Origin of the sequence: Pseudomonas mosselii, assembly GCF_003205295.1 — a bacterium.
GTDB lineage: Bacteria > Pseudomonadota > Gammaproteobacteria > Pseudomonadales > Pseudomonadaceae > Aquipseudomonas > Aquipseudomonas mosselii_B.
The window spans coordinates 172,489-192,552 of the sequence record NZ_QJRP01000009.1 but is presented as its reverse complement, the minus strand read 5'-3'; the positions used below and the strand labels follow the sequence as shown (position 1 = coordinate 192,552).

Annotated in this window: 20 protein-coding genes and 1 pseudogene; 8 read left to right on the top strand and 13 right to left on the bottom strand. The window is 67.3% G+C overall.

The window, feature by feature from the left end:
* Window positions 1–239: 239 nt before the first annotated feature.
* Together DMX06_RS26305 and DMX06_RS12035 are read right to left on the bottom strand one after the other, a co-directional pair.
* Window positions 240–461 (bottom strand): hypothetical protein, encoded by a 222-nt coding sequence (locus DMX06_RS26305; protein WP_181427816.1) that lies wholly within the window; start codon window positions 459–461, stop codon window positions 240–242.
* Between the two features lie 100 nt (window positions 462–561).
* Complete coding sequence (locus tag DMX06_RS12035; RefSeq protein ID WP_110737274.1) at window positions 562–1,194, bottom strand: hypothetical protein; 633 nt, start codon at window positions 1,192–1,194, stop codon at window positions 562–564.
* A 253-nt stretch (window positions 1,195–1,447) separates the two neighbouring features.
* Here DMX06_RS12035 and ppk2 point away from each other — a divergent pair, with 253 nt between their 5' ends.
* Complete coding sequence (gene ppk2, locus DMX06_RS12030; protein ID WP_110737272.1) at window positions 1,448–2,266, top strand: polyphosphate kinase 2; 819 nt, start codon at window positions 1,448–1,450, stop codon at window positions 2,264–2,266.
* Window positions 2,267–2,275: 9 nt separating this feature from the next.
* On the opposite strand, the gene DMX06_RS12025 is transcribed toward ppk2, so the two are convergent.
* From DMX06_RS12025 to DMX06_RS12015, 3 genes are all read right to left on the bottom strand, one after another.
* A complete protein-coding gene (locus DMX06_RS12025; RefSeq protein ID WP_110737270.1) occupies window positions 2,276–3,409 on the bottom strand; it encodes an HlyD family secretion protein in 1,134 nt (377 codons plus the stop codon).
* Window positions 3,406–5,034 (bottom strand): MFS transporter, encoded by a 1,629-nt coding sequence (locus tag DMX06_RS12020; protein WP_110737269.1) that lies wholly within the window; start codon window positions 5,032–5,034, stop codon window positions 3,406–3,408. Before DMX06_RS12020 ends, DMX06_RS12025 begins: the two co-directional genes overlap by 4 nt.
* Before the next feature lie 64 nt (window positions 5,035–5,098).
* Window positions 5,099–5,608, bottom strand: a complete 510-nt coding sequence (locus DMX06_RS12015) for a GNAT family N-acetyltransferase (RefSeq protein WP_110737267.1) — start codon at window positions 5,606–5,608, stop codon at window positions 5,099–5,101.
* A 146-nt stretch (window positions 5,609–5,754) separates the two neighbouring features.
* Here DMX06_RS12015 and DMX06_RS12010 point away from each other — a divergent pair, with 146 nt between their 5' ends.
* From DMX06_RS12010 to dksA, 3 genes are all read left to right on the top strand, one after another.
* A complete protein-coding gene (locus DMX06_RS12010; RefSeq protein ID WP_062362175.1) occupies window positions 5,755–6,315 on the top strand; it encodes a gamma carbonic anhydrase family protein in 561 nt (186 codons plus the stop codon).
* A gap of 2 nt (window positions 6,316–6,317) precedes the next feature.
* On the top strand, window positions 6,318–7,655 hold the full coding sequence (locus tag DMX06_RS12005; protein WP_110737266.1) for a dihydroorotase: 1,338 nt from the start codon (window positions 6,318–6,320) through the stop codon (window positions 7,653–7,655).
* Between the two features lie 77 nt (window positions 7,656–7,732).
* Window positions 7,733–8,140: an RNA polymerase-binding protein DksA gene (gene dksA / locus DMX06_RS12000; RefSeq protein ID WP_028688769.1), complete on the top strand. Its 408-nt coding sequence runs from the start codon at window positions 7,733–7,735 to the stop codon at window positions 8,138–8,140.
* Here the strand turns inward: dksA and DMX06_RS11995 are convergent.
* Window positions 8,137–8,850 carry an MgtC/SapB family protein gene (locus tag DMX06_RS11995; RefSeq protein ID WP_110737264.1) on the bottom strand — a complete coding sequence of 238 codons (714 nt, stop codon included), beginning with the start codon at window positions 8,848–8,850 and terminating at the stop codon, window positions 8,137–8,139. The genes dksA and DMX06_RS11995 overlap by 4 nt on opposite strands.
* Before the next feature lie 418 nt (window positions 8,851–9,268).
* Here DMX06_RS11995 and DMX06_RS11990 point away from each other — a divergent pair, with 418 nt between their 5' ends.
* The gene (locus DMX06_RS11990) at window positions 9,269–9,730 is read left to right on the top strand and encodes a sterol desaturase family protein (protein ID WP_110737262.1); all 462 of its coding nucleotides are present in this window, start codon (window positions 9,269–9,271) and stop codon (window positions 9,728–9,730) included.
* 143 nt (window positions 9,731–9,873) lie between these two features.
* Here the strand turns inward: DMX06_RS11990 and DMX06_RS11985 are convergent, their stop codons facing one another.
* Window positions 9,874–10,764, bottom strand: a complete 891-nt coding sequence (locus DMX06_RS11985) for a bile acid:sodium symporter family protein (RefSeq protein WP_110737261.1) — start codon at window positions 10,762–10,764, stop codon at window positions 9,874–9,876.
* 174 nt (window positions 10,765–10,938) lie between these two features.
* Between DMX06_RS11985 and DMX06_RS11980 the strand changes: the two genes are divergently transcribed.
* Complete coding sequence (locus DMX06_RS11980) at window positions 10,939–11,817, top strand: Dyp-type peroxidase (protein WP_110737259.1); 879 nt, start codon at window positions 10,939–10,941, stop codon at window positions 11,815–11,817.
* A gap of 86 nt (window positions 11,818–11,903) precedes the next feature.
* Here DMX06_RS11980 and DMX06_RS11975 read toward each other — a convergent pair whose 3' ends face one another.
* From DMX06_RS11975 to DMX06_RS11950, 6 genes are all read right to left on the bottom strand, one after another.
* Window positions 11,904–13,190, bottom strand: coding sequence for a hypothetical protein (locus DMX06_RS11975; RefSeq protein ID WP_110737257.1), 1,287 nt, complete (start codon window positions 13,188–13,190; stop codon window positions 11,904–11,906).
* Window positions 13,191–13,357: 167 nt separating this feature from the next.
* Window positions 13,358–14,125, bottom strand: coding sequence for an SDR family oxidoreductase (locus DMX06_RS11970; protein ID WP_110737256.1), 768 nt, complete (start codon window positions 14,123–14,125; stop codon window positions 13,358–13,360).
* Window positions 14,122–14,913 carry an SDR family NAD(P)-dependent oxidoreductase gene (locus DMX06_RS11965; protein ID WP_258378843.1) on the bottom strand — a complete coding sequence of 264 codons (792 nt, stop codon included), beginning with the start codon at window positions 14,911–14,913 and terminating at the stop codon, window positions 14,122–14,124. The genes DMX06_RS11970 and DMX06_RS11965 overlap by 4 nt, the downstream gene beginning before the upstream one ends.
* Window positions 14,910–15,728 carry a molybdenum cofactor biosynthesis F family protein gene (locus tag DMX06_RS11960; RefSeq protein WP_110737254.1) on the bottom strand — a complete coding sequence of 273 codons (819 nt, stop codon included), beginning with the start codon at window positions 15,726–15,728 and terminating at the stop codon, window positions 14,910–14,912. Before DMX06_RS11960 ends, DMX06_RS11965 begins: the two co-directional genes overlap by 4 nt.
* 76 nt (window positions 15,729–15,804) lie before the next feature.
* A complete protein-coding gene (locus DMX06_RS11955; protein ID WP_110737252.1) occupies window positions 15,805–16,464 on the bottom strand; it encodes a helix-turn-helix transcriptional regulator in 660 nt (219 codons plus the stop codon).
* A 2-nt stretch (window positions 16,465–16,466) separates the two neighbouring features.
* A complete protein-coding gene (locus DMX06_RS11950; RefSeq protein ID WP_110737250.1) occupies window positions 16,467–17,954 on the bottom strand; it encodes an aldehyde dehydrogenase family protein in 1,488 nt (495 codons plus the stop codon).
* Between the two features lie 336 nt (window positions 17,955–18,290).
* On the opposite strand from DMX06_RS11950, the gene DMX06_RS11945 reads away from it, so the two are divergent.
* Window positions 18,291–19,460: a p-hydroxyphenylacetate 3-hydroxylase oxygenase component gene (locus tag DMX06_RS11945; RefSeq protein ID WP_110737248.1), complete on the top strand. Its 1,170-nt coding sequence runs from the start codon at window positions 18,291–18,293 to the stop codon at window positions 19,458–19,460.
* A 62-nt stretch (window positions 19,461–19,522) separates the two neighbouring features.
* Window positions 19,523–20,032 (top strand): annotated as a pseudogene (locus tag DMX06_RS11940) (flavin reductase family protein); the annotation flags it as partial.
* Between the last annotated feature and the right edge of the window lie 32 nt (window positions 20,033–20,064).

Below are 20,064 nucleotides of genomic sequence, written 5' to 3'. Positions count from 1 at the left end.
TCATGAACACTGCGGGCAGAAAGGCACTCTTCGATGAGTGCCTGCTTGAGTGCCAGGTTGTATTTCGTCATGGAACACCCTCCGGTTGGGGATCAGGTGTCCAACTTTCGGGGGTCAGTTCACGTAAAGGCGGAAAGGGGACTAAATGTCACCATCTCCTACGAATGCGCATACAAAAATCAAAACAATCTCCCCGAACCCGAACCCGAACCCGAACCCGAACCCGAACCCGAACCCAATCAACTGGAAGGCTTATCGTCACTCCCAAGCCCCTGCTGCTGCCCAACCCGCGACTGATCCGACAAAGGCACGTCCCCCTTGGCAACCTGCTCAGCCTGCTGCCGCTGCAGCGCCAACTGATCGCTACGTTCCTTGAGACGATCAGCACCACCTTCCGCAAAAGCCGAACCCGCCGAGATCATTACTAAAAGTGCGAGCACAGATGCCAAGGATTTTTTCACCGGAAAACCTCCATTGATTGACTTTGAAACCGGCCACCCTGGCAGCCGGATCGAGGCAAGAATGGAGGCCACGGATTTTCCCAGGATTAACAACTCCCGTTCAGTTGGCCAGCAGTTGCTCGTGCACCCAGCCTTGAGCCGTGAGCACCATGGATCGGGTTTCCTCCAGCGGTTTGGCAGAGCTGCCCGCCACCTGACCAAGCCCGGCGATGTCGGCCTGGACCGTCGCGTCGCTGGCCCAGACCGGCAGCTCGGTGACCTGGTAGCTGTAGGTCACCTGGGACTGCCGTCGCCCATTGTGCTCGACAGGCGCGCTGAAGCCCTTGATGGCGGTGACCCGGGCCTTGCCGAAGCACAGCCCGCCGATGCTGGCGCCGTTCGCCTTGGGCCGGGCGTCGGCCTTGTAGTAACGCCGGCCCTCGTCGGTCAGGTCGTAGGCGTAGTAGATATCGGTGCGCGCTGGTTGCCACAGGCGTTCCGGCACCTCGGTGCGGGCGACTTCCCGCTCGCTGACCACCCCGACCCGGGCCAGGGCGTGCAAGGCCTTGTTGGTGCCCTCCACATCGAAGTCCCGGGTGCGGGTGGGGAAGGCGCTGATCACGAAACAGTGCGGGTACTGGGTGTCGAGGTAGGCCTGGGCGGCCTGGCGCAGGTCGGCTTCGCGGGGCTGTTGGCCGTCCGAGCAGCCGACCAGGGTCGCCAGCAGGGCCAGCGGTATGATCTTCCTGTCCATCGTAAGGCTTCCTTGAGTTGCCAATTGCAGGGTTGCGCGCCGGCCGGGCCGGCTGGTGCGGGATTAGAACCCGCGGGCCAGAGCCCCCGCAATCGTGGCAAGACGACATATCCCCGAGGCTATGCGCTGTTTGGCAAACCCCGCGAGGCGCCCCGCCCGGCAAAATGCCGGTGCTCATCCATACTCCTCTGATCCGCCCCGGCGCCGTCGGGGCGCAACGGACAGACCTGCAACGAACACCGAGGAGCAGCCGATGGCCAAGGGTGAGGGCAAGAAACACAAGGGCGATAGCACCGAGAAACTCGGGCGCAAGACCTACGAGGCGCAACTGCGGCGGCTGCACGTGGAGCTGGTCAAGCTCCAGCAGTGGGTGGTGGAGAAGGGTCTGAAGGTGTGTATCGTCTTCGAGGGCCGTGACGGCGCCGGCAAGGGCGGTACCATCAAGGCCATCACCGAACGCGTGAGCCCGCGGGTGTTTCGCGTGGTGGCGCTGCCGGCGCCTACCGAGCGCGAAAAGACCCAGATGTATGCCCAGCGCTACCTGACCCACCTGCCGGCGGCGGGCGAGGTGGTGATCTTCGACCGCAGCTGGTACAACCGCGCCGGAGTGGAACGGGTGATGGGCTTCTGCACCGACGAGCAGGCCCACAAGTTCCTCACCGTGGTGCCGATGTTCGAGCGGATGATGGTCGAGTCGGGGATCATCCTCATCAAGTACTGGCTCGAAGTCAGCGCCGAGGAGCAGACCCGCCGCCTGCAGGACCGCATCAGCGACGGGCGCAAGCTGTGGAAGCTGTCGCCGATGGACGTCAAGTCCTACACCCGCTGGGACGACTACACCCGCGCCCGCGACGACATGTTCGCCGCCTCCGACTCCTCATGGGCGCCGTGGTACATGGCGCGCTCGGAGGACAAGCGCAAGGCGCGATTGAACATCATCAGCCACCTGTTGCAGCAGATTCCGTACAAGGACCTTGGCAAGGCAAACAAGGTGGAGCTGCCCAAGCGCGGCAAGATCGGCAAGTACAAGACGCAGCCGTATCCGTTCAAGATGGTGGCCGAGCGGTTCTGATGTCGCCGGTCACTGCGCTTCGTGGGTATCGATACTCACCACCACCGACATCCCCGGCCGCAGTTGCCTGGCCTCGGGCTGGTCGCCATCGACGGTGATCCGCACCGGGATGCGCTGGGCGATCTTGACGAAGTTTCCGGTGGCGTTGTCGGCCTGCAGCAGGGCGAATTCCGAGCCGGTGGCCGGTGAGATCTGCTGCACATGGCCGCGCAGCTTCAGGTGGTTGAGCGCATCGACGGTGAAGGTGGCCGGTTGGCCGATGCGCACGTTGGCCATCTGCGTTTCCTTCAGGTTGGCGATCACCCACAAAGTGTCCGGCACCAGCGCCATCAACTGCGCGCCGGGGTTGACGTAGGCGCCCAGGCGGGTGCCGATCTGCCCCAACTGGCCGTCGCGCGGCGCCTTGACCCGGGTGTTGTCCAGGTCGATACGGGCCAGCTCCACGGCAGCCCTGGCATTCTCCACCGAGGCCTGCAGCGCGGCGCGGTTGACGATTACTGTCTCGCGGTCCTGGCGGGCGATTTCCAGCGCGGCGCGGGCCTGTGCCAGGCTGGCGACGGCCGCAGCATGGCTGGCGCGGCTCAGGTCCAGTTCACGGCGCGACACCGAGCCATCGCTGACCAGCGCCTGGTTGCGCTGCAGGTCGGCCTTGGCCTTGTCGGCCTGGGCCGCAGCGTCGCTGATCGCGGCCTGGCGCTGGGCAATGCCGGCCTCGGCGCTGTTGCGTTGCTGCAGGTTGTTGGCCAGCGCCGCCTCCTGCTGCTTGAGCTGGGCGATGGACTGGGCCAGGCGCTGGGTGTAGATGCGGTCGTCCAGGCGCACCAGCAGGTCGCCCTGTTTGACGAACTGGAAGTCGTGTACTGGCACCTCGACGATATAGCCGCCCAACTGTGGCCCGATGATCGTCACCTGCCCGCGCACCAGGGCGTTCTCGGTGCTCTCGATGGCGCTGCTGAACGGCGGCAGGCGCCAGGCATACAGCACTAAAAGGATTCCCGCCAGGGCCACGGCGGCGAAGCTCAGCGACGACAGCAGGCGCACCCGCCGGGTGCGCACCGGGCTGGTCGGTTCGCTGGGTGGTTGCGTGCCTTCCGGGGTTTCGGCGAGGGCGGTGGTGGTGGTCGTTGGCGTCTCTTGGGTCATCGGCTCGAAGCACCGCTGGTGGAGTGGTTGTAGCGCAGGTACAGGCTGCGAATGAAGATCCAGATCATGGTCAGGATAGCGATGGCGCCGATCAGCATGAACACATCGTTGTAGGCCAGCACATTGGCCTCACGGGTCGCGGCGTTGGCCAGCAGACGCATGCCGGCCTCGTTGCGCAGCGCCGGGTCGGCGAACACACCGGCGTAACCGGCGCCACCGCCTTGCACGCGGGCGCTGACCAAGGGTTCCAGAGCGCTCAGGCGATCCATCAGTTGGTTGGAATGGAATTTTTCGCGCACGGTCTGGAAGGTGCCCAGCAACGCCGAACCGATCAGCCCGCCGAGGTTGTTGCAGATACCGAACAGCACCGAAAAGCTCACCAGGTTGCGCGGATTGGCGCGCACATGGCCGATGCCCAGTGCCATCGACGGGCCGACGAAGAAGGTGCTGCCGAAGGCCAGCAGGAACTGGCTGAGGTACATCTGCGCCGGCCGGGTCAGGTTGCTCGAGGTGCTGTCCATGAAGGCGCCGGTAGCCATGGCGGCCAGCGAGATGAACAGCGGCAGCACCAGGTGCTGGGGGTTGATGGTCAGGGCGCTGGTGGCCAGCCCCGTGACCGCGCCCAGCAGCATCACCGCGTACAGCGCGCGCATCTGCTCGTTGCCCATGTTCAGCGCCTGGAGAAAACCCACGGCGCCGGTGGACTGCTCGGAGATCACCATGCGGATCAGGATCACGCACAGGGCCAGGCGGATGATCGCGCCGCTGCCCAGCCAGCGGGTCATCAGCAGGGGGTTGCTGCGGTTGTGCTCGATGGCCAGGCCCGAGAGGATCAGGGCGATGGAAGAGGCCAGGGCGATGCCGATCCACGGCGCGTCCAGCCACCAGTCGATGCGCCCCAGCGACAGCGCCGCGCAGAGCAGGGCGGTGCCGCTGGCCATCAGGGTGAAAGTAAGGAAATCCAGGGGCTCGAAGGTCTTGAAACGATCGCCGGGGGGCAGTTTGAGCAGCAGCACGCAGCCCAGCGCGGCCAGGGCCAGTCCCAGCTCGAACAGGTACAGCCCGCGCCATTCGGCGATCTGCAGCAGGTCCTCGGAGAACACCCGGGCCAGCGGCACCGCCAGCTGCGAGGCGCCCAGGCCCAGAACCATCGCCTTGAGCCGCCACTGCGCCGGGAAGGCCTGGATCATGTAGTACAGGCCCAGCGAACTCAGCGCGGCGCCGACCATGCCATGGGCGGCGCGCACGGCGATGGCCGAGTTCAGGTCGTTGACAAACAGGTGGGCGAGGGTGACCAGGGCATAGAGCACCAGGAACACCTCGGTGAAGGCGCGCAGGCCGAACTCCTGGCGGAACTTCACCAGCAGCAGGTTCATCGACACGTTGGTCATCACGAAGGCCGCCGGCAGCCAGGCCATTTCGGCGCTGGTGGCACCCAGCGCGCCCTGCAGGAACGGCAGGTTGGCAACCACCAGGGCGTTGCCCAGGCCGCCGGTGATGGCCACCAGCAGGCCGACCAGGCCGTAGGCCAGGCGCTTGGCAGGGGCGTGCAGCGGCGTCGAGGGCGAGCCGGGCAGGCTGGGCTTCTCGTGGGGGAGCCACTGGCGGGGGGCGTACTTGTCCATCGGGTTGTCCGTTACCGCGGGTGATCCGACTCTACGTCAATGGCCGGTTGGATGAAATCATCGCTCAAACGCCGAGCGACAGGCGCATGGCGCAGCGGTTGCCCAGGCCATGGGCCAGTTCGCCGGCGAGGATGCCTTGCAGCCGTGCATCGAGCTGCGGCACCGGAATTCGCTCGAAGCCATAGCGGGCGTAGAACGGGGCATTCCAGGGGACATCGTCGAAGGTGGTCAGGGTCAGCCAGGGCAAGCCACCCAGGCGCGCGGCCGCCCGCGCCTGGTCCAGCAGTCCACGCCCCAGGCCCTGGCCCTGGGCTTCCTGGCGGACCGACAACTCGTGAATGTGCAAGGCGTCGCCTGTGGCGCTGGCGCAGAGAAAACCCAGCGGCAGGTCCCGGTCATCCACGGCAACCCAGCTGCCGCCCTCGGTGACGAACGCCAGGTGCTCGGCTTCGCTCAGCACATCGCTGTCAGCCAGCCATGCCAGGTGCGGCAATTGCCGGAAAGCCTGGGCCGCGGAGCGTTCCAGGGCGGGGAGCAGGGGGATGTCGCTGACGAGGGTTGGGCGGATGCGCATGGTGGATCAGAACCTGTAGATGCGGTGGTGCGGCCACGCGTTATCGCGCAGGAAGGTGGAGTTTGCCAGATCGGTGCATGGAGGTGTTGCATTGCTATTGTTATAACGTAACATTTGCGCTCTTCCTTCCTTGCAGGGCCCTTACCGTGATCCGCAGAAACCCCTCCGGCCATCTCCCGCAAATCGCCGAATCGGCCTATATCGACCACACCGCCATCATCTGCGGTAAGGTGATCATCCACGACAACGTGTTCGTCGGCCCCTATGCGGTCATCCGCGCCGACGAGGTGGATGGCAGCGGCGACATGCAGCCGATCGTCATCGGCGCCAACTCCAATATCCAGGACGGCGTGGTGATCCACTCCAAGTCCGGCGCGGCGGTACGCATCGGCCAGTACAGCTCGATCGCCCACCGCTCTATCGTCCATGGGCCCTGCGAGGTCGGTGACCGGGTGTTCATCGGCTTCAACAGCGTGTTGTTCAACTGCAAGGTTGGCGATGGCAGCGTGGTGCGGCATAACTCGGTGGTCGATGGCCGCGACCTGCCACCGCGCTTCTATGTGCCGCCCACCGAGCACATTGGCCCGCACACAGACCTGGAGCGCTACCCGCCGGTCAGCGTGTCGGCCTCGGAGTTCTCCGAGGACGTGGCGCGCACCAATATCGACCTGGTCCAGGGCTACAAGGCCCTGCAGAACGAGTTCTGAGCATGGACACGTTGCTGGTGCGCAACGCACGGCTGGTCAATGAAGGGCGCGAGTTCGAAGGCGACCTGCTGGTGCGCCACGGGCGCATCGAGCGGATCGGCGGCAGCCTCGACAATGCCCGTGCGGCCTTGGAGATCGATGCCAAAGGCGCCTGGTTGCTGCCGGGCATGATCGACGACCAGGTGCATTTTCGCGAGCCGGGGGCGCCGCACAAGGGCAGCATCGCCAGCGAGTCGCGTGCGGCGGTGGCCGGGGGCATCACCAGCTACATGGACATGCCCAACACCAATCCGCCGACCCTGACCCTGGAGGCGCTGGCCGACAAGAAGCGGCGGGCGGCGGCGAGTTCGCGGGCCAACTATGGCTTTCACTTCGGCGTGAGCCGCGACAACCTCGACACCATCGCCGCCCTCGACCCGCGCGAAGTGGCCGGGATCAAGGTGTTCATGGGGGCCTCCACGGGCGACATGCTGGTGGACGATCCGCAGGTGCTGGAAAAACTCTTTGTCTATGCGCCAACCATCGTCCTGGCGCACTGCGAGCACACCCCGAGCATCCTCCAGAACGAGGGCTGGTGGCGGGCCCGCCACGGTGAATTCATACCCCCGGCCGCGCACCCGCTGATCCGAGATACCGACGCCTGCTACCGCTCCTCGAGCCTGGCCGTTGAGCTGGCCCGGCGCTTCGGCACGCGCCTGCATGTGTTGCACCTGACCACGGTGCGGGAACTGGCGTTATTCACGCCGGGCCCGGTGAGCGGCAAGCGCATCACTGCCGAGGTGTGCCTGCACCACCTGCTGTTCGACGACAGCGATTACGCCAGCCTCGGCCACCTGATCAAGTGCAACCCGGCGATCAAGACCGGCACCGACCGCGACGCCCTGCGCAAGGCCCTGGCCCGCGACCGCATCGATGTGATCGGCACCGACCATGCGCCGCACACCCTGGAGGAGAAGCGCCGGGTCTACACCCGTGCGCCGTCAGGCCTGCCGCTGGTGCAGCATGCCCTGCCGGCAGCGTTGGAGCTGGTCAGCGAAGGGGTGCTGAGCATGGCCCAGGTGGTGAACAAGACCAGCCACGCGGTGGCCGAACTGTTCGCCATTCGCGAACGCGGTTTCCTGCGCGAGGGATATTGGGCTGACTTCGCCATCGTCGAGCGCCTGGCCAGCCCACGGGCCGTGGCGGACGACCCGATCCTGGCGCATTGCGGCTGGACGCCGTTCCAGCAGCGCGCCTTCCACCATGTGGTGCGCAGCACGGTGGTGTCCGGGCAACTGGCCTGGCACCAGGGCCGGGTACGCGACCAATGCCAGGGTTTGCCCTTGATGTTCGACCGCTGAATTCCCCATGCCCTGCAGGAGCGGCCTTGCGCCGCGAAAGGGGCGCAAGGCGCCCCCAGCATTCTGGAGTTACACCCATGACTGAAGAGCAACTGCTGCAACAACCCGCCACCGCCTACATGAACGAGCCCCAGCGCCAGTTCTTCCGCAACCTGTTGCTGACCCAGCGCGGCGAGCTGCAGACGCGCATCGAGCAGGAGTTCCGCGCCCTGCGCGAACAGGAAGTGCACAGCGACCCCGCCGACATCGGCAGTGCCGAGGAGGAACGCCACTGGCAACTGCGCTCGCTGGAGCGGGAGAAGAAGCTGCTGGACAAGATCGACCAGGCGCTGGAGCGCCTGGCCCGTGGCGATTACGGCTGGTGCGAGGAAACCGGCGAGCCGATCGGCCTGCGCCGCCTGCTGCTGCGGCCCACTGCCACCCTCTGCGTCGAGGCCAAGGAGCGCCAGGAGCTGCGCGAGCGGCACGTGCGGGACGACGTCTAGTCTGAAGGCAGACCCTGGGCCTGCAACTGCCAGCGCACCGCGCTGACGCCTTTCTCCAGGCTCACCCGGCCGACCAGGCGCTCCAGCTGGGTCGGCGCCTGCGGCGTGCCGAGCAGTTCGGCGCGCACTTCCAGGCGTGCCGGATCGGGCAGGTCCTCGCTGTGCAGCGACTGCAGGCGCAGGCCCGGATCGCTGAGGCTGTGCAGCATCAGGCTGCGCACCTGGATCTCGTCTTCGGCGCGGCAGACGATGCGCACCTCGTAGCGCTGCTCGACCTCGCTGGCCGGCACCACGTCCTGGCGGTCCAGGCGCTGGGCGAGGTCGCGCAGCAGGATGTTGGCGCACAGTACCACCAGGCTGCCCAGGGAGGCCTCCAGCAGTAAGCCGAGGCTGCACAGCACGCCGACCGCGGCGGTGCACCAGAGGGTGGCGGCGGTGTTCAGGCCGCGTACGTTGAAGCCGTCGCGCATGATCACGCCACCGCCGAGAAAGCCGATACCCGATACCACATAGGCGGCGATGCGCGAAGCATCGGTGGGTGCCATGCCCGGCACGGCCTGGGTCATCAGCACGAACAGGCAGGCGCCGGTGCTGACCAGGGCGTTGGTGCGCAGGCCCGTCAGGCGCTGGCGCAGTTGACGCTCGGCACCGATCAGGGCACCGAGCAGCAGGGCCACGCTGACGCGCAGCAGGAAGATTTTCCAATCCATAGCGAACTCCGTTCCGCGGGCGATGGCCCGCACGAGCGCCGACCGCAGACGACGCGAATGAAAGCGAGGAATGCGCAGGGCCACGCGCCTTGCCGGATGGCAGGGCAGGAATGGAAGGAGGAATGTTCAGCCACGCTGGGCCGAAGGAAACCACCGTCTACCGGGTGCGGCGAGACAGTGGCAGGAGCGCTGCCGGACTAGCTCGCCGTGTGGGCCTGTCGCAATCGACTGGGGCTACTGTCCAATGCAGGGGACTCCTATGTGGGGGATGCTTGAATGCGCGGCGGACCATACGCCTTGACCCGCGCAGGGTCAAGGCGTGAATCGTGACAATTGCGTTACACCAGGCGCTGGCAGACGCAGGCCTGGCGCCAATGGTACCCTTGCGCCTTTCGTTGCCAACCCCCCGGACCGATCCATGTTGTTCAATCTCGCCGTGCTGTTCGGCACCCTGGTGGCCATGGAGGGCGTCGGCACGCTGGCCCACAAGTACCTCATGCACGGTTGGGGCTGGTGGCTGCACCGCTCGCACCACGAGCCGCAGCTGGGCATGCTGGAGACCAACGACCTCTACCTGCTGGCCCTGGGCTTGATCGCCACGGCGCTGGTGGCCCTGGGCAAGGCCGGGCATGCGCCGTTGCAGTGGGTCGGCGCCGGGGTGGCGGGGTATGGCGTGGCCTATGTGCTCGCCCACGATGGCTTCTTCCACCGCCACTGGCCGCACGCGCCAAAGCCGGTCAACCGCTACCTCAAGCGCCTGTACCGGGCGCACCGCCTGCACCATGCGGTGAAGGGGCGCCAGGGCAGCGTATCGTTCGGGTTCTTCTACGCACCGCCCTTGCGGGTGCTGAAGCGACAGCTGAAGCGGCGGCGGAGCTAAGCTTCACGCGCACTCTGTAGGAGCGGCCTTGCGTCGCGAAAGGGCCGCAAAGCGGCCCCAGGATTTGTGCGTCAACGCAGAAATCGCCGGGGCTGCCTTGCAGCCCTTTCGCGACGCAAGGCCGCTCCTACAGGGACTGTGTTCTAGGCGCAATCACTGACGGTGCTGGCAGCCTTGTGCCTCCGGCTCACCCACCAGCCAAACCCCGCCGCCGTGAAGAACATGATCAGGCTGTAGATCGCCGCCGGCACCGCCATGGTCGCGTTGTTGAGCAGCGTCGGGCTCAGGGCCAGGGCGATGGCCAGGGTGCCGTTGTGGATGCCGATTTCCATGCCGATGGCGATCGCCTGGCGTTTCGGGATGCTCAGCAGGCGCGGCACCCAGTAGCCCACCGCGAGGCTGAGCAGGTTGAACAGCAGCGCGGCGCCACCGACGATCGGCGCGTACTCGACCACGGTCTGCCAGTCCTTGGCCAGGGCCAGGACGATGGTGAAGGCCAGGAACAGCGCCGCGACGATCTTCATCGGTTTTTCCATGCGTGCGGCGAAACGCGGCGTCCAGTGGCGGATCAGCATGCCCAGCGCCACCGGCAGCAGGACGATGGCGAACACCTGCATGACCTTGGCGAATTGCAGCGGGATGGCCTGGTCCGATTCCATGAACCAGACCAGCGACAGGTTGACCAGCAGCGGCATGGTGAGGATGGCGATCAGCGAGTTGACTGCGGTCAGGGTGATGTTCAGCGCCACATCGCCATGGGCCAGGTGGCTGAACAGGTTGGCGGTGGTGCCGCCCGGGGAGGCAGCCAGCAGCATCAGGCCCACCGCCAGCGCCGATTCGAGGCCGAAGCCGTTGGCGATCAGGAAGCACACCAGCGGCAGCAGCAGGATCTGGCAGACCAGGCCTATCACCACCGGCTTGGGGTACTTCACCACCCGGGCGAAGTCGGCCAGGGTCAGCGACAGGCCCAGGCCGAGCATGATGATGCCCAGGGCCAGCGGCAGGAGGGCGGTGAGCAGCGGGGAGGCGGTCATGGGCGGGCTCTCGGGCGAAGGATTCCGAGGAGTGTAGGTGCTGGCGCAACGATAGCTAATCGCAACCGGCGTGCCTTGGTAACCGATTGTTACCGGGGCGAGCGGCTCCGTGTCGCGTTGCGATGCGCCGCCTGGCGCAGTAGCATTCGCCCTTTTGCCGAGGATTCGCCTGTCATGCCGTTCCAGCCAGGTCTGCTTGCCACTCCGGTGCCGGCCCATGCCCGCCACCTGTTCTTCGCCCTTGATTCGCTCGAGGCATTGCCCGCCGTCCTCGACCAGCTGTTGCCGCAGGTCGATGGGCAGCGCCTGATCCTGGGCATCGGCGCGCCACTGGCCAAGGCCCTGGGCCGCGAGGTGCCGGGCCTGCGCAGCTTCCCCCAGCTGGACGCGGTGGTGGAGAACCCTGCGACCCAGCACGCCCTGTGGCTGTGGCTGCGTGGCGCCGAACGCGGCGAGCTGTTCCTGCGCGCCCAGGCCCTGCAGCAGGCGTTGGCACCTGCCCTGCGCCTGGTCGATAGCGTCGACGGTTTCCTGCACCGTGGCGGCCATGACCTGACCGGTTACGAAGACGGCACCGAGAACCCGGTGGACGAAGACGCCGTCGCCGCCGCCATCGTGCCGGGTGATCAGCCTGGCCTGGCGGGCTCCAGTTTTGCCGCGTTCCAGCTGTGGAAGCACGACCTGGACTACTTCAAGTCGCTGCCCCAGGCTGAGCAGGACAACATCATCGGTCGCCGCCTGAGTGACAACGAAGAGCTCGACGACGCGCCCGAGTCGGCCCACGTCAAGCGCACCGCCCAGGAAAGCTTTGCACCGGAGGCGTTCGTGGTGCGTCGTTCGGTGGCCTGGACCGACGAGCGTGGCGCAGGCCTGGCGTTCGTCGCCCTGGGCTTCTCGCTGGATGCCTTCGAGGTACAGCTGCGGCGCATGAGCGGGCTTGAGGATGGCGTGGTCGATGGCCTGTACCGCTTCAGCCGGCCGTTGACTGGGGGGTACTACTGGTGCCCGCCGTTGGCTGAAGTGGGTGCAGACCTGCGCCTTCTGTTGGGCTGACAGGCCCTCATCGCGGGGCAAGCCCGCTCCCACGCCTTGAGCCTGATGCCCAGCTCGGCGCGGGAGCGGGCTTGCCCCGCGATGACTCAGAACGGCACCGCCACCGTCAGCTGGCTGTACACGTTGGTCCCGCTCCCCACCTGGTTGCCGCCATTGCTTTGATCCTTGCGCGGCTTGAACAGCCCCAGCAGCGGGGTGACGATCAGGTGCTCGTTGACCGCCCACTCCACATACAAGTCGAGCTCCTGGGCGTCCAGGTTCAGGGTGTCGCGGGTGCGCACGGTGTCGAAGTCGAAGAACAGCGCGCCGACGGTGAGGTCGTCCCGTGGCGTGGCCTTCAGGCCCACATGGTGGATGCCGCTGTTGGTGTTGAACGGCCCGGCATAGTTGCCGGCGACCTCGCCCTGGATCCAGGTGCCGTAGCCACTGGACAGGCCGGTGAACAGCAGGTCCCAGCCTGCCGAGTAGCGGGTGTAGCGGTAGGTCAGCTGCGGCGCCCAGGGGGCTTCGGCGAAGGTGTAGGCGGCTTCGGCGTACCAGGCGGTCTCGCGGCCGCCGCGCTTGTCCTGCCAGGCGTACTCGAAGGCGAAGCGGGTGTTTTCCAGCCCGATGCCGCCTTCACCGCGCAGGCTGTAGACATCCATGCCTTCGCGGGCCTTCTGGAACTCGCTGGCCCACTGGTCGGTCACGTCGATGCCGTGGATATAGGTCAGGCCCAGGGTACCCAGGTCATGGGTGTAGTCCAGGGTGCCGGCCGCCAGCTCGGTTTCGGCCTGGGCGCGATTGTCGGACTTGAGCCACAGCACGCTGCCATGCAGCCCCTCCTTGCCGCCCAGGCGCAGCACCGCGGTACGGTCGAAGGCGTGTCGGGCACCCAGGTAGAAGCCGCCGCCACGGTTGAGCTGGCCGTCGGCCGGGCCCTTGCCCAGGTTGGGGCCGTCGTCGTTGATCAGGAAGCCGCTGCCCAGGCGGATCACCTGGCGCCCGCCGGACAGGTCAACGCCATCCTTGCCCAGCAACGGGAACAGGTCACCCGAGCGCCAGCCCAGGTAGGCGTCCTCGATCTTGGTGGTGCGTTCGGAGCCGTCCTGGTTGCCGCCGGCGTCGCCGTCGCCCCAGGCGCCGGAGCTGACCCAGTTGAGGGCGCCGTACAGGCTGCCGTTGCCGCCCAGGCCCTGGTCGCCGCTGAGGCCGTACTTGATGAAACCTTCGCGCCAGGTCGAGCCGCCGGGGGTACCGTCGTAGTTGTGGCGGCTGTTGAACATGCCCCAGACCGCGAGCAGGTCGGCATTCATGTGGCTGTCGTCGTCGGCGTACAGCTCGTAGGCCGGGCTGGCCGAGCCATGGACCAGCAGGGCCAGGGCCGTGGCCATTGCGGTGCGACGTGGGGTGAGACGCATGGATCGATCCTCGTTTGTTGTGTGCGGTCTTGGGTGCCGCGTTGTTGTGGAGGCGTGTCGAAAGGCGACGGGCTATTAGCGCGTGGAACGCTGGCGGCGGTCTTGCCCGTGGCTGCCAGCGGTCTTGCATATCACCGCCATCACAGGCTCGCGGCGATCTCAGGCAAGGTCGCGCCGCCGTCGACCACCAGGGTCTGGCCGGTGATGTAGCGGGCGGCGTCAGAGGCCAGGAACAGCATCGCCGCAGCGATATCGGCTGGCTCGCCTAGCCGACCCAGGGGGACGCCGGCGGCGATCCGGGCGTTCAGGGCGCTATCGCCGAGGTTGCCCATGGCCGGTGTGCGCACCATCCCCGGTTCCACGCCGTTGACCCGTACGTTGAATGCCGCCAGCTCCAGCGCGGCATTGCGGATGAAGCCATTGACCCCGGCCTTGGACGCCGCGTAATGGCTCAGGCCCGGGTAGGCCACCCGGGGCCCGGTCACCGACGAGGTGGCCAGCACGCATCCGCCACCCTGGCAGCGGAACAGCGGCAGGGCGCCCTGGGTGAGCCAGAACAACGCCCCCAGGTTCACCGCCAGGGTGCGCTGCAAAAGGGCCGGGTCGATCTCGGCGAATGCGGTGAGCGGAAAGTACGCGGCGTTGTGCACCAGCACATCCAGGCGTTCCAGCCCGGCCAACAAGGTGCCGATCGCACCGGGGTCGGCCAGGTCGAGGACCTCCCCACGAACCTCGTGCCCCAACGCCAACTGCTCCTCGACCAGGCGCTGCAACGCCTGCGGGTCGAGGTCCAGCGCCTGCACCCGGGCGCCGCCATGGGCGAAACCCTCGACGATGGCCTGGCCGATGCCGCCCGCCGCGCCGGTGACCAGCACCGTGCGACCCTCGAAGTCGTAACACGCGTTCATGCGGACGGCTCCAGGCGGGTGTAGGCCAGGGTCGGCACGTCGACCACGGTCGAGCCGCCGTCGGCGGTGATCACCGCGCCGGTGACGATGCTGGCCTCGGCGCTGACCAGGAACTGGCACACGGCGGCGATCTCGTCGCTGCACGCCGGGCGGCGCAGCGGCACATCGGCGGTGACCCGGCGGTAGGCGGCGTCGAGGTCCTCCAGGTAATGCGCCATCAGTGGCTGCATCTCCTGGTCTGCCATGGGCGTACGTACCCAACCCGGGCAGACGCAGTTGACCCGCACGCTGAACGGGCCGTAGTCGCGGGCCAGCGAACGGGTCAGGCCGACCAGGGCATGCTTGGCGGTGGTGTAGCCGCAGACCTCGGGGCCGGCCGCCAGCGAGGCGATGGAGCCCAGCAGCACCAGGCTGCCGCGCCGCTCGCGCAGCAATGGCAGGCACGCCCGGGCGGTGTGGAAGGCGCTGTCGAGGTTGCCGCGCAGGGCCTCGCGCCAGGCCTCGTCGCTGGTTTGCTCGGCCCGTCCCAGACCATGGCCGCCAGCACAGGCAATCACCGCGTCGAGGCCGCCGAAGCGGGTGTGCACCTGTTCGATAAAACCGGCCCAGGCAGCACTGTCAGCGGCGTCACCGGCCAACACCAGGCCGTCGCACAGTTGCGCGACGCGCTCCAGCGCTTCACGGCGGCGGCCCACCAGCGCTACCTGCCAGCCCTGGCGGGCCAGGCGCAGGGCGCAGGCTTCACCGATGCCGCTGCCGGCCCCGGTGATCAGCACACTGCGGCTCACTGCGCATGCTCCGTGCGGTTGAGCACCCGGCAGTGGGACGACACCGGGAAGTTGGCCAGCGCATCGAAGCCGCCGCCCTGGTAGCCGAAGATCTTGCCGTCGCTGCGGTGCTGCGCCAGGTCGATCATCACCAGCCCCAGGGTGGGCACGATCTTCTCGCACCAGACGAACAGGTACAGTTGCTCGGCGATCTTGTAGTAGTACGCCCGGTCGGTGTCGCACAGGCCCTGTTCGACGCCCTTGAGGCACTGCCAGCTGTAATAGTTGGCGTTGAGGTAGATGTGCTCGTACTCCTCGGTGGGGCTGTAGCGGTAGTGGTTGCGCAGGCCGACCAGCTCGCTGGTCGGCGCGTGGGGGCAGGCGCCGGCCTGCCAGGGGCGGTCGAGGCTGCCGTGCAGGAAGCTGGCCTCGACGCCGGTCAGCGCTTCGCCGGCCAGGGCCAGGGCATACAGGCCGCGCTGGGTGCGGGCCTGGTCGGGCAGGCGGCCGAGCACGGCGGTGAAGGCGTGCTCGCGGGTGTCGAGTACCAGCGACACCGACCAGGCCTGGCCGGCCTCGTGCTTGATGAAATCGACCAGGTAGATGCCGGGGCGCACCGAGGTGGCCCGGTAGCCGGCGCTGCCGCTGCTGTGGCCGTCCGCCGCGTGCCAGTGCAGGCGTTCGCTGTCGAAGCGGTGTTCGATGACCCAGCCATTGGCGAAGTGCAGGGTGAGCGTACGCCCGGACAGGTCGGCCAGTTGCGGCAGGATGAAGGCCTCGGGCGCAAAGCCTTCGGCAAGGGCGCCCACGGTGATCCAGTCGGCGGTTTGGGGCATGGCGGTGACTCCTGTGGTTGGGGTGGCCACAGGGTGCAATGGCGCGCCGGGCGGCGGTATCAACCGGAAGGTTGAGTTACAGGTAGAGACTGGCCACCAGCTCGGTGCGGTTGCGCACGCCGAGCTTGCGGAACAGGTTGATCAGGTGGGTCTTCACCGTCGGCAGGCCGACGCCCAGGGCGCGGGCGATCAGCTTGTTGCTGCTGCCCTGGCGCAGCAGCTCGGCGATCTGCCGTTCCCGTGGCGTCAGTTCGATGGGTACGGGCGTGCTCGCCAGCGGCTGGCTGGCCACGGCGAGCTGCATCAGCCCGTGCAGGGGCAGCAGGCGTTCGAGTTCGTCGCCGCGAAACTCACCGAGGCTGGCGCAGCGCAGCAGCGAGACACCGGCCACGGGACGGCCACCGGCCTGGGCGATGATCTCGACCACGTCCACCACCTGATGCTGCGCGAGGAAACGCCGGTAGGTCTGGCCCTGGGTTTCGGGCAGGCAGGCCAGGCCCTGGCGCAGCGACACCACCGGGTGGCCGATGGCCAGGCAGCGCCCGGGCTGCAGCGGGTCGAAGGCCCGGTAGTGCTCGAGGTAGCGGGCATGCATCGGTGCCTGCAGGTCCTGCAACAGGAAGTCGCAGGCCTGCTGCCCGGCATCGATGCGGTAGAAGGCCGCCAGCGAGGCCGGTACCTGCTGGCTGAAGGCCTGCAGGCAGTAGCGGCCCAGGTCGTGGTTGGCGCGGGCCATGGTCAGTAGCGGATCATCACCGACTTCAGCTCGGTGAAGTCGGTGATGAACGCCGAGCCGAACTCACGGCCGATACCCGAGGCCTTGATGCCGCCGAACGGCACCGCCGGGTCGAGCAGGGTGTGCATGTTGACCCACAGCGTCCCGGCCTGGATTTCCGGGATCAGGCGCATGGCCTTGCCCAGGTCATTGGTCCACAGGCTCGCGCTCAGGCCGTAGGGCGAGGCGTTCATCAGCTGGATCAGTTCGTCCTCGTGGTCGTAGGGCAGGAAGGTCGCCACCGGGCCGAAGGTTTCCTGGTTGAGCAGGGTGTCGCCCGCGTTGTTGGCGAGGATGACGGTGGGCTCGACGAAGCAACCCGGGCCGTCGCCGAGGCGACCGCCATGGACGATGCGGTTGCCCTCGGCACGGGCAGTGGCGAACAGCTCGCCGAGCTTCTGCTGGTGCGGTTTGTTGGCCACCGGGCCGAACTGGGTGGTTTCGTCCAGGGGCGAGCCGATCTTCAGCTGGCCCAGGCGCTGGGACAGGGCCTCGAGCAGCGGGTCGAGGCGTGAGCGATGGACGTAGAAGCGCTCGCCGGCGGCGCAGATCTGCCCGGAGTGCAGGAAACCGGCCTCGATGATGCCGTCCACCGCCTTGTCGACGGCGACGTCGGGCAGGAATGCCACCGCGTTCTTGCCGCCCAGCTCCAGGGTCGCCCGGGTCAGCTTGGCGCCCATGGCCGCCTGGCCGACGGCGATGCCGGTGGGCACGGAGCCGGTGAACGACACCTTGTCGGTGCCGGGGTGCTCGACCAGCGCCTTGCCCACCAGGCCGCCGCCGGTCAGCACGTTGAGCGCGCCCGGCGGCAGGCCGGCCTGGCTGGCCAGCTCGGCGATGCGTAGTAGGGTCAGCGGGGTGAACTCGCTGGGCTTGAGCACGATGCTGCAGCCGGTGGTCAGGGCCGAGGCCAGTTTCCACAGGGCGATCATGGTGGCGAAGTTCCACGGCACGATGCCCACCACCACGCCCACCGGCTCGCGCAGGGTGAAGGCGCTGTAGCGCTCGCCGGCGAAGGAGGGCAGGGACGGGGTGATGGTCTGGCCGGTGATCTTGGTGGCCCAGCCCGCGTAATAGCGCAGGAAGTGCGCGGCCTGCTCCACCTCGAAGGCGCGGGCGATGCCGATCAGCTTGCCCGACTGCAGGGTTTCCAGCTGGGCTAGTTCCTCGCGATTGGCCTCGAGCAGGTCGGCCAGGCGGAACAACACCGCGGCGCGGGCGGCGGGGCTGGTGCGCGACCAGTTGGCAAAGCCCTGGCGGGACGATTCGACGGCGCGCTCGATGTCAGCCAGGTTGGCCTCGGCGACCTGGGCGATGGCTTCGCCGTTGGCCGGGTTGTGCACGGTGATGCGGGCGTTGGATTGGCTGGCGACCGATGCGCCATGGATGTACAGACCGTGGTCGCGGGCCAGAAAGGCGCTGACGCTGGGGAGGAGGGCGATGTCGCTCATGGCAGGGCTCCGGGTAATGGCGGAATGCGTTGACCCAGGCGCTGCGCTGCTTGGCACCGGCTCTGCCGGTGATCGCGGGGCAAGCCCGCTCCTACAGGGATTTGCGGCGCTTCTACGCACTGGTTTGTTGCAGGTTACGACGCGCAGCCCCGTGCTTCTTGTCTGCCCATGCCGCCCCCCATGACCCTGCCTGCCAGGCGCCACGAAAAGTGCAATTCGAGCTGCGGAAGTTGCATTTTCCGCCTTGGCCACGGCTCCCATACTGACCCGGCATTCATCAGCGAGCGCTCCCTTCCAGGCAGCTTTCGCCAGGGTCCAATAACAATGAGCCAGACCATGAAAAAGCCAAACTCCCTGCTCGAAGACCTCAAACCCCTGCTGCCGGCCATCGCCACCCGCGCCGACCAGGCCGAGCGCGAGCGCAGCGTGCCCGCCCAGAACATCGTTGCGCTCAAGGCCATCGGCCTGCACAAGGCCTTCCTGCCCAGACAGTACGGCGGCCTGGAGATCAGCCTGCCGCAGTTCGCCGAATGCATCGCCGCATTGGCCGGCGCCTGCGCCAGCACCGCCTGGGCGATGAGCCTGCTGTGCACCCACAGCCATCAGCTGGCGATGTTCCCGGCACGCTTGCAGGACGAGATCTGGGGCCGCGACCCTGACGCTACCGCCAGCAGCAGCATCGCGCCGTTCGGCCGCACCGAGGAGGTCGAGGGTGGCGTGCTGTTCAGCGGCGAGATGGGCTGGAGCAGCGGCTGCGACCACGCCGAGTGGGCGATCATGGGCTTTCGCCGGGCCAACCCCGAGGGCGGCCAGGACTACTGCTTCGCCGTGCTGCCGCGCAGCGACTACCAGATCCGCGACGACTGGTTCGCCGCCGGCATGCGCGCCAGCGGCAGTCGCACGCTGATCGTCGAGCGCGCCTTCGTGCCCGAACACCGTATCCAGAAGGCCAGGGACATGATGGAGGGCCAGTCGGCGGGCTTTGGGCTGTACCCGGACAGCGCGATCTACTTCAACCCGTACCGGCCGTACTTCGCTAGCGGTTTCTCCACGGTCAGCCTGGGCATCGCCGAGCGCATGCTCGAGGTGTTCAGGGATAAGACCCGCAACCGCGTGCGCGCCTACACCGGCGCCGCCGTCGGCGCGGCCACCCCGGCGCTGATGCGCCTGGCCGAGTCCACCCACCAGGTCGCCGCGGCGCGGGCGCTGCTGGAGAAAAGCTGGGAGCAGATCGCCGAGTACAGCGCCCGGCACCAATACCCGACGCGCACCGAGCTTACGTACTGGCGCACCAACCAGGGCTATGCGGTCAAGCTGTGCATTCAGGCCGTGGATCGGCTGATGGAGGCGGCCGGCGGCGGTGCCTGGTTCGATGGCAACGAGCTGCAGCGGCTGTTCCGCGATGCGCACATGACCGGCGCGCATGCCTACACCGACTACGACGTCTGCGCGCAGATCCTCGGGCGCGAGCTGATGGGGCTGGAGCCGGATCCAGCGATGACCTGAGCTTCAGCCAATGAACATGGCTGGCGCCCCAGCCCAGCCCAACAAAAATGATGGAGCCTTGCATGTCCACTCCCTTCGATAGCCGCGCCTTCCGCCGCGCCCTGGGCAACTTCGCCACCGGCGTCACCGTGATCACCGCCGCCGACGCCTCGGGGCGCAAGGTCGGGGTCACCGCCAACAGCTTCAACTCGGTATCCCTCGACCCACCGCTGGTGCTCTGGAGCATCGACAAGCGCTCTGGCAGCCATGCTGTGTTCGAGGCCGCCGGGCACTTCGCCGTGAACGTGCTGGCCGCTGACCAGATCCACCTGTCCAACACCTTCGCCCGCCCCAGCGAAGACCGCTTCGCCGGTATCGAGCATGAGACCGGCGAGGGTGGCGCGCCCCTGTTGCCGGGCTGCTCGGCGCGTTTTCGCTGCGAGAAGTTCCAGCAGATCGATGGCGGTGATCACTGGATTCTCATTGGCCGGGTGCTGGCGTTCGACGACCTGGGGCATGCACCGCTGCTTTATCACCAGGGGGCCTATTCCAGGGTCCTGCCGCATGCGCTGATGGATCGTTGCGTGCAGGGGTAGCTGTTTCGAGGTGTTCGACGCAAGGATTG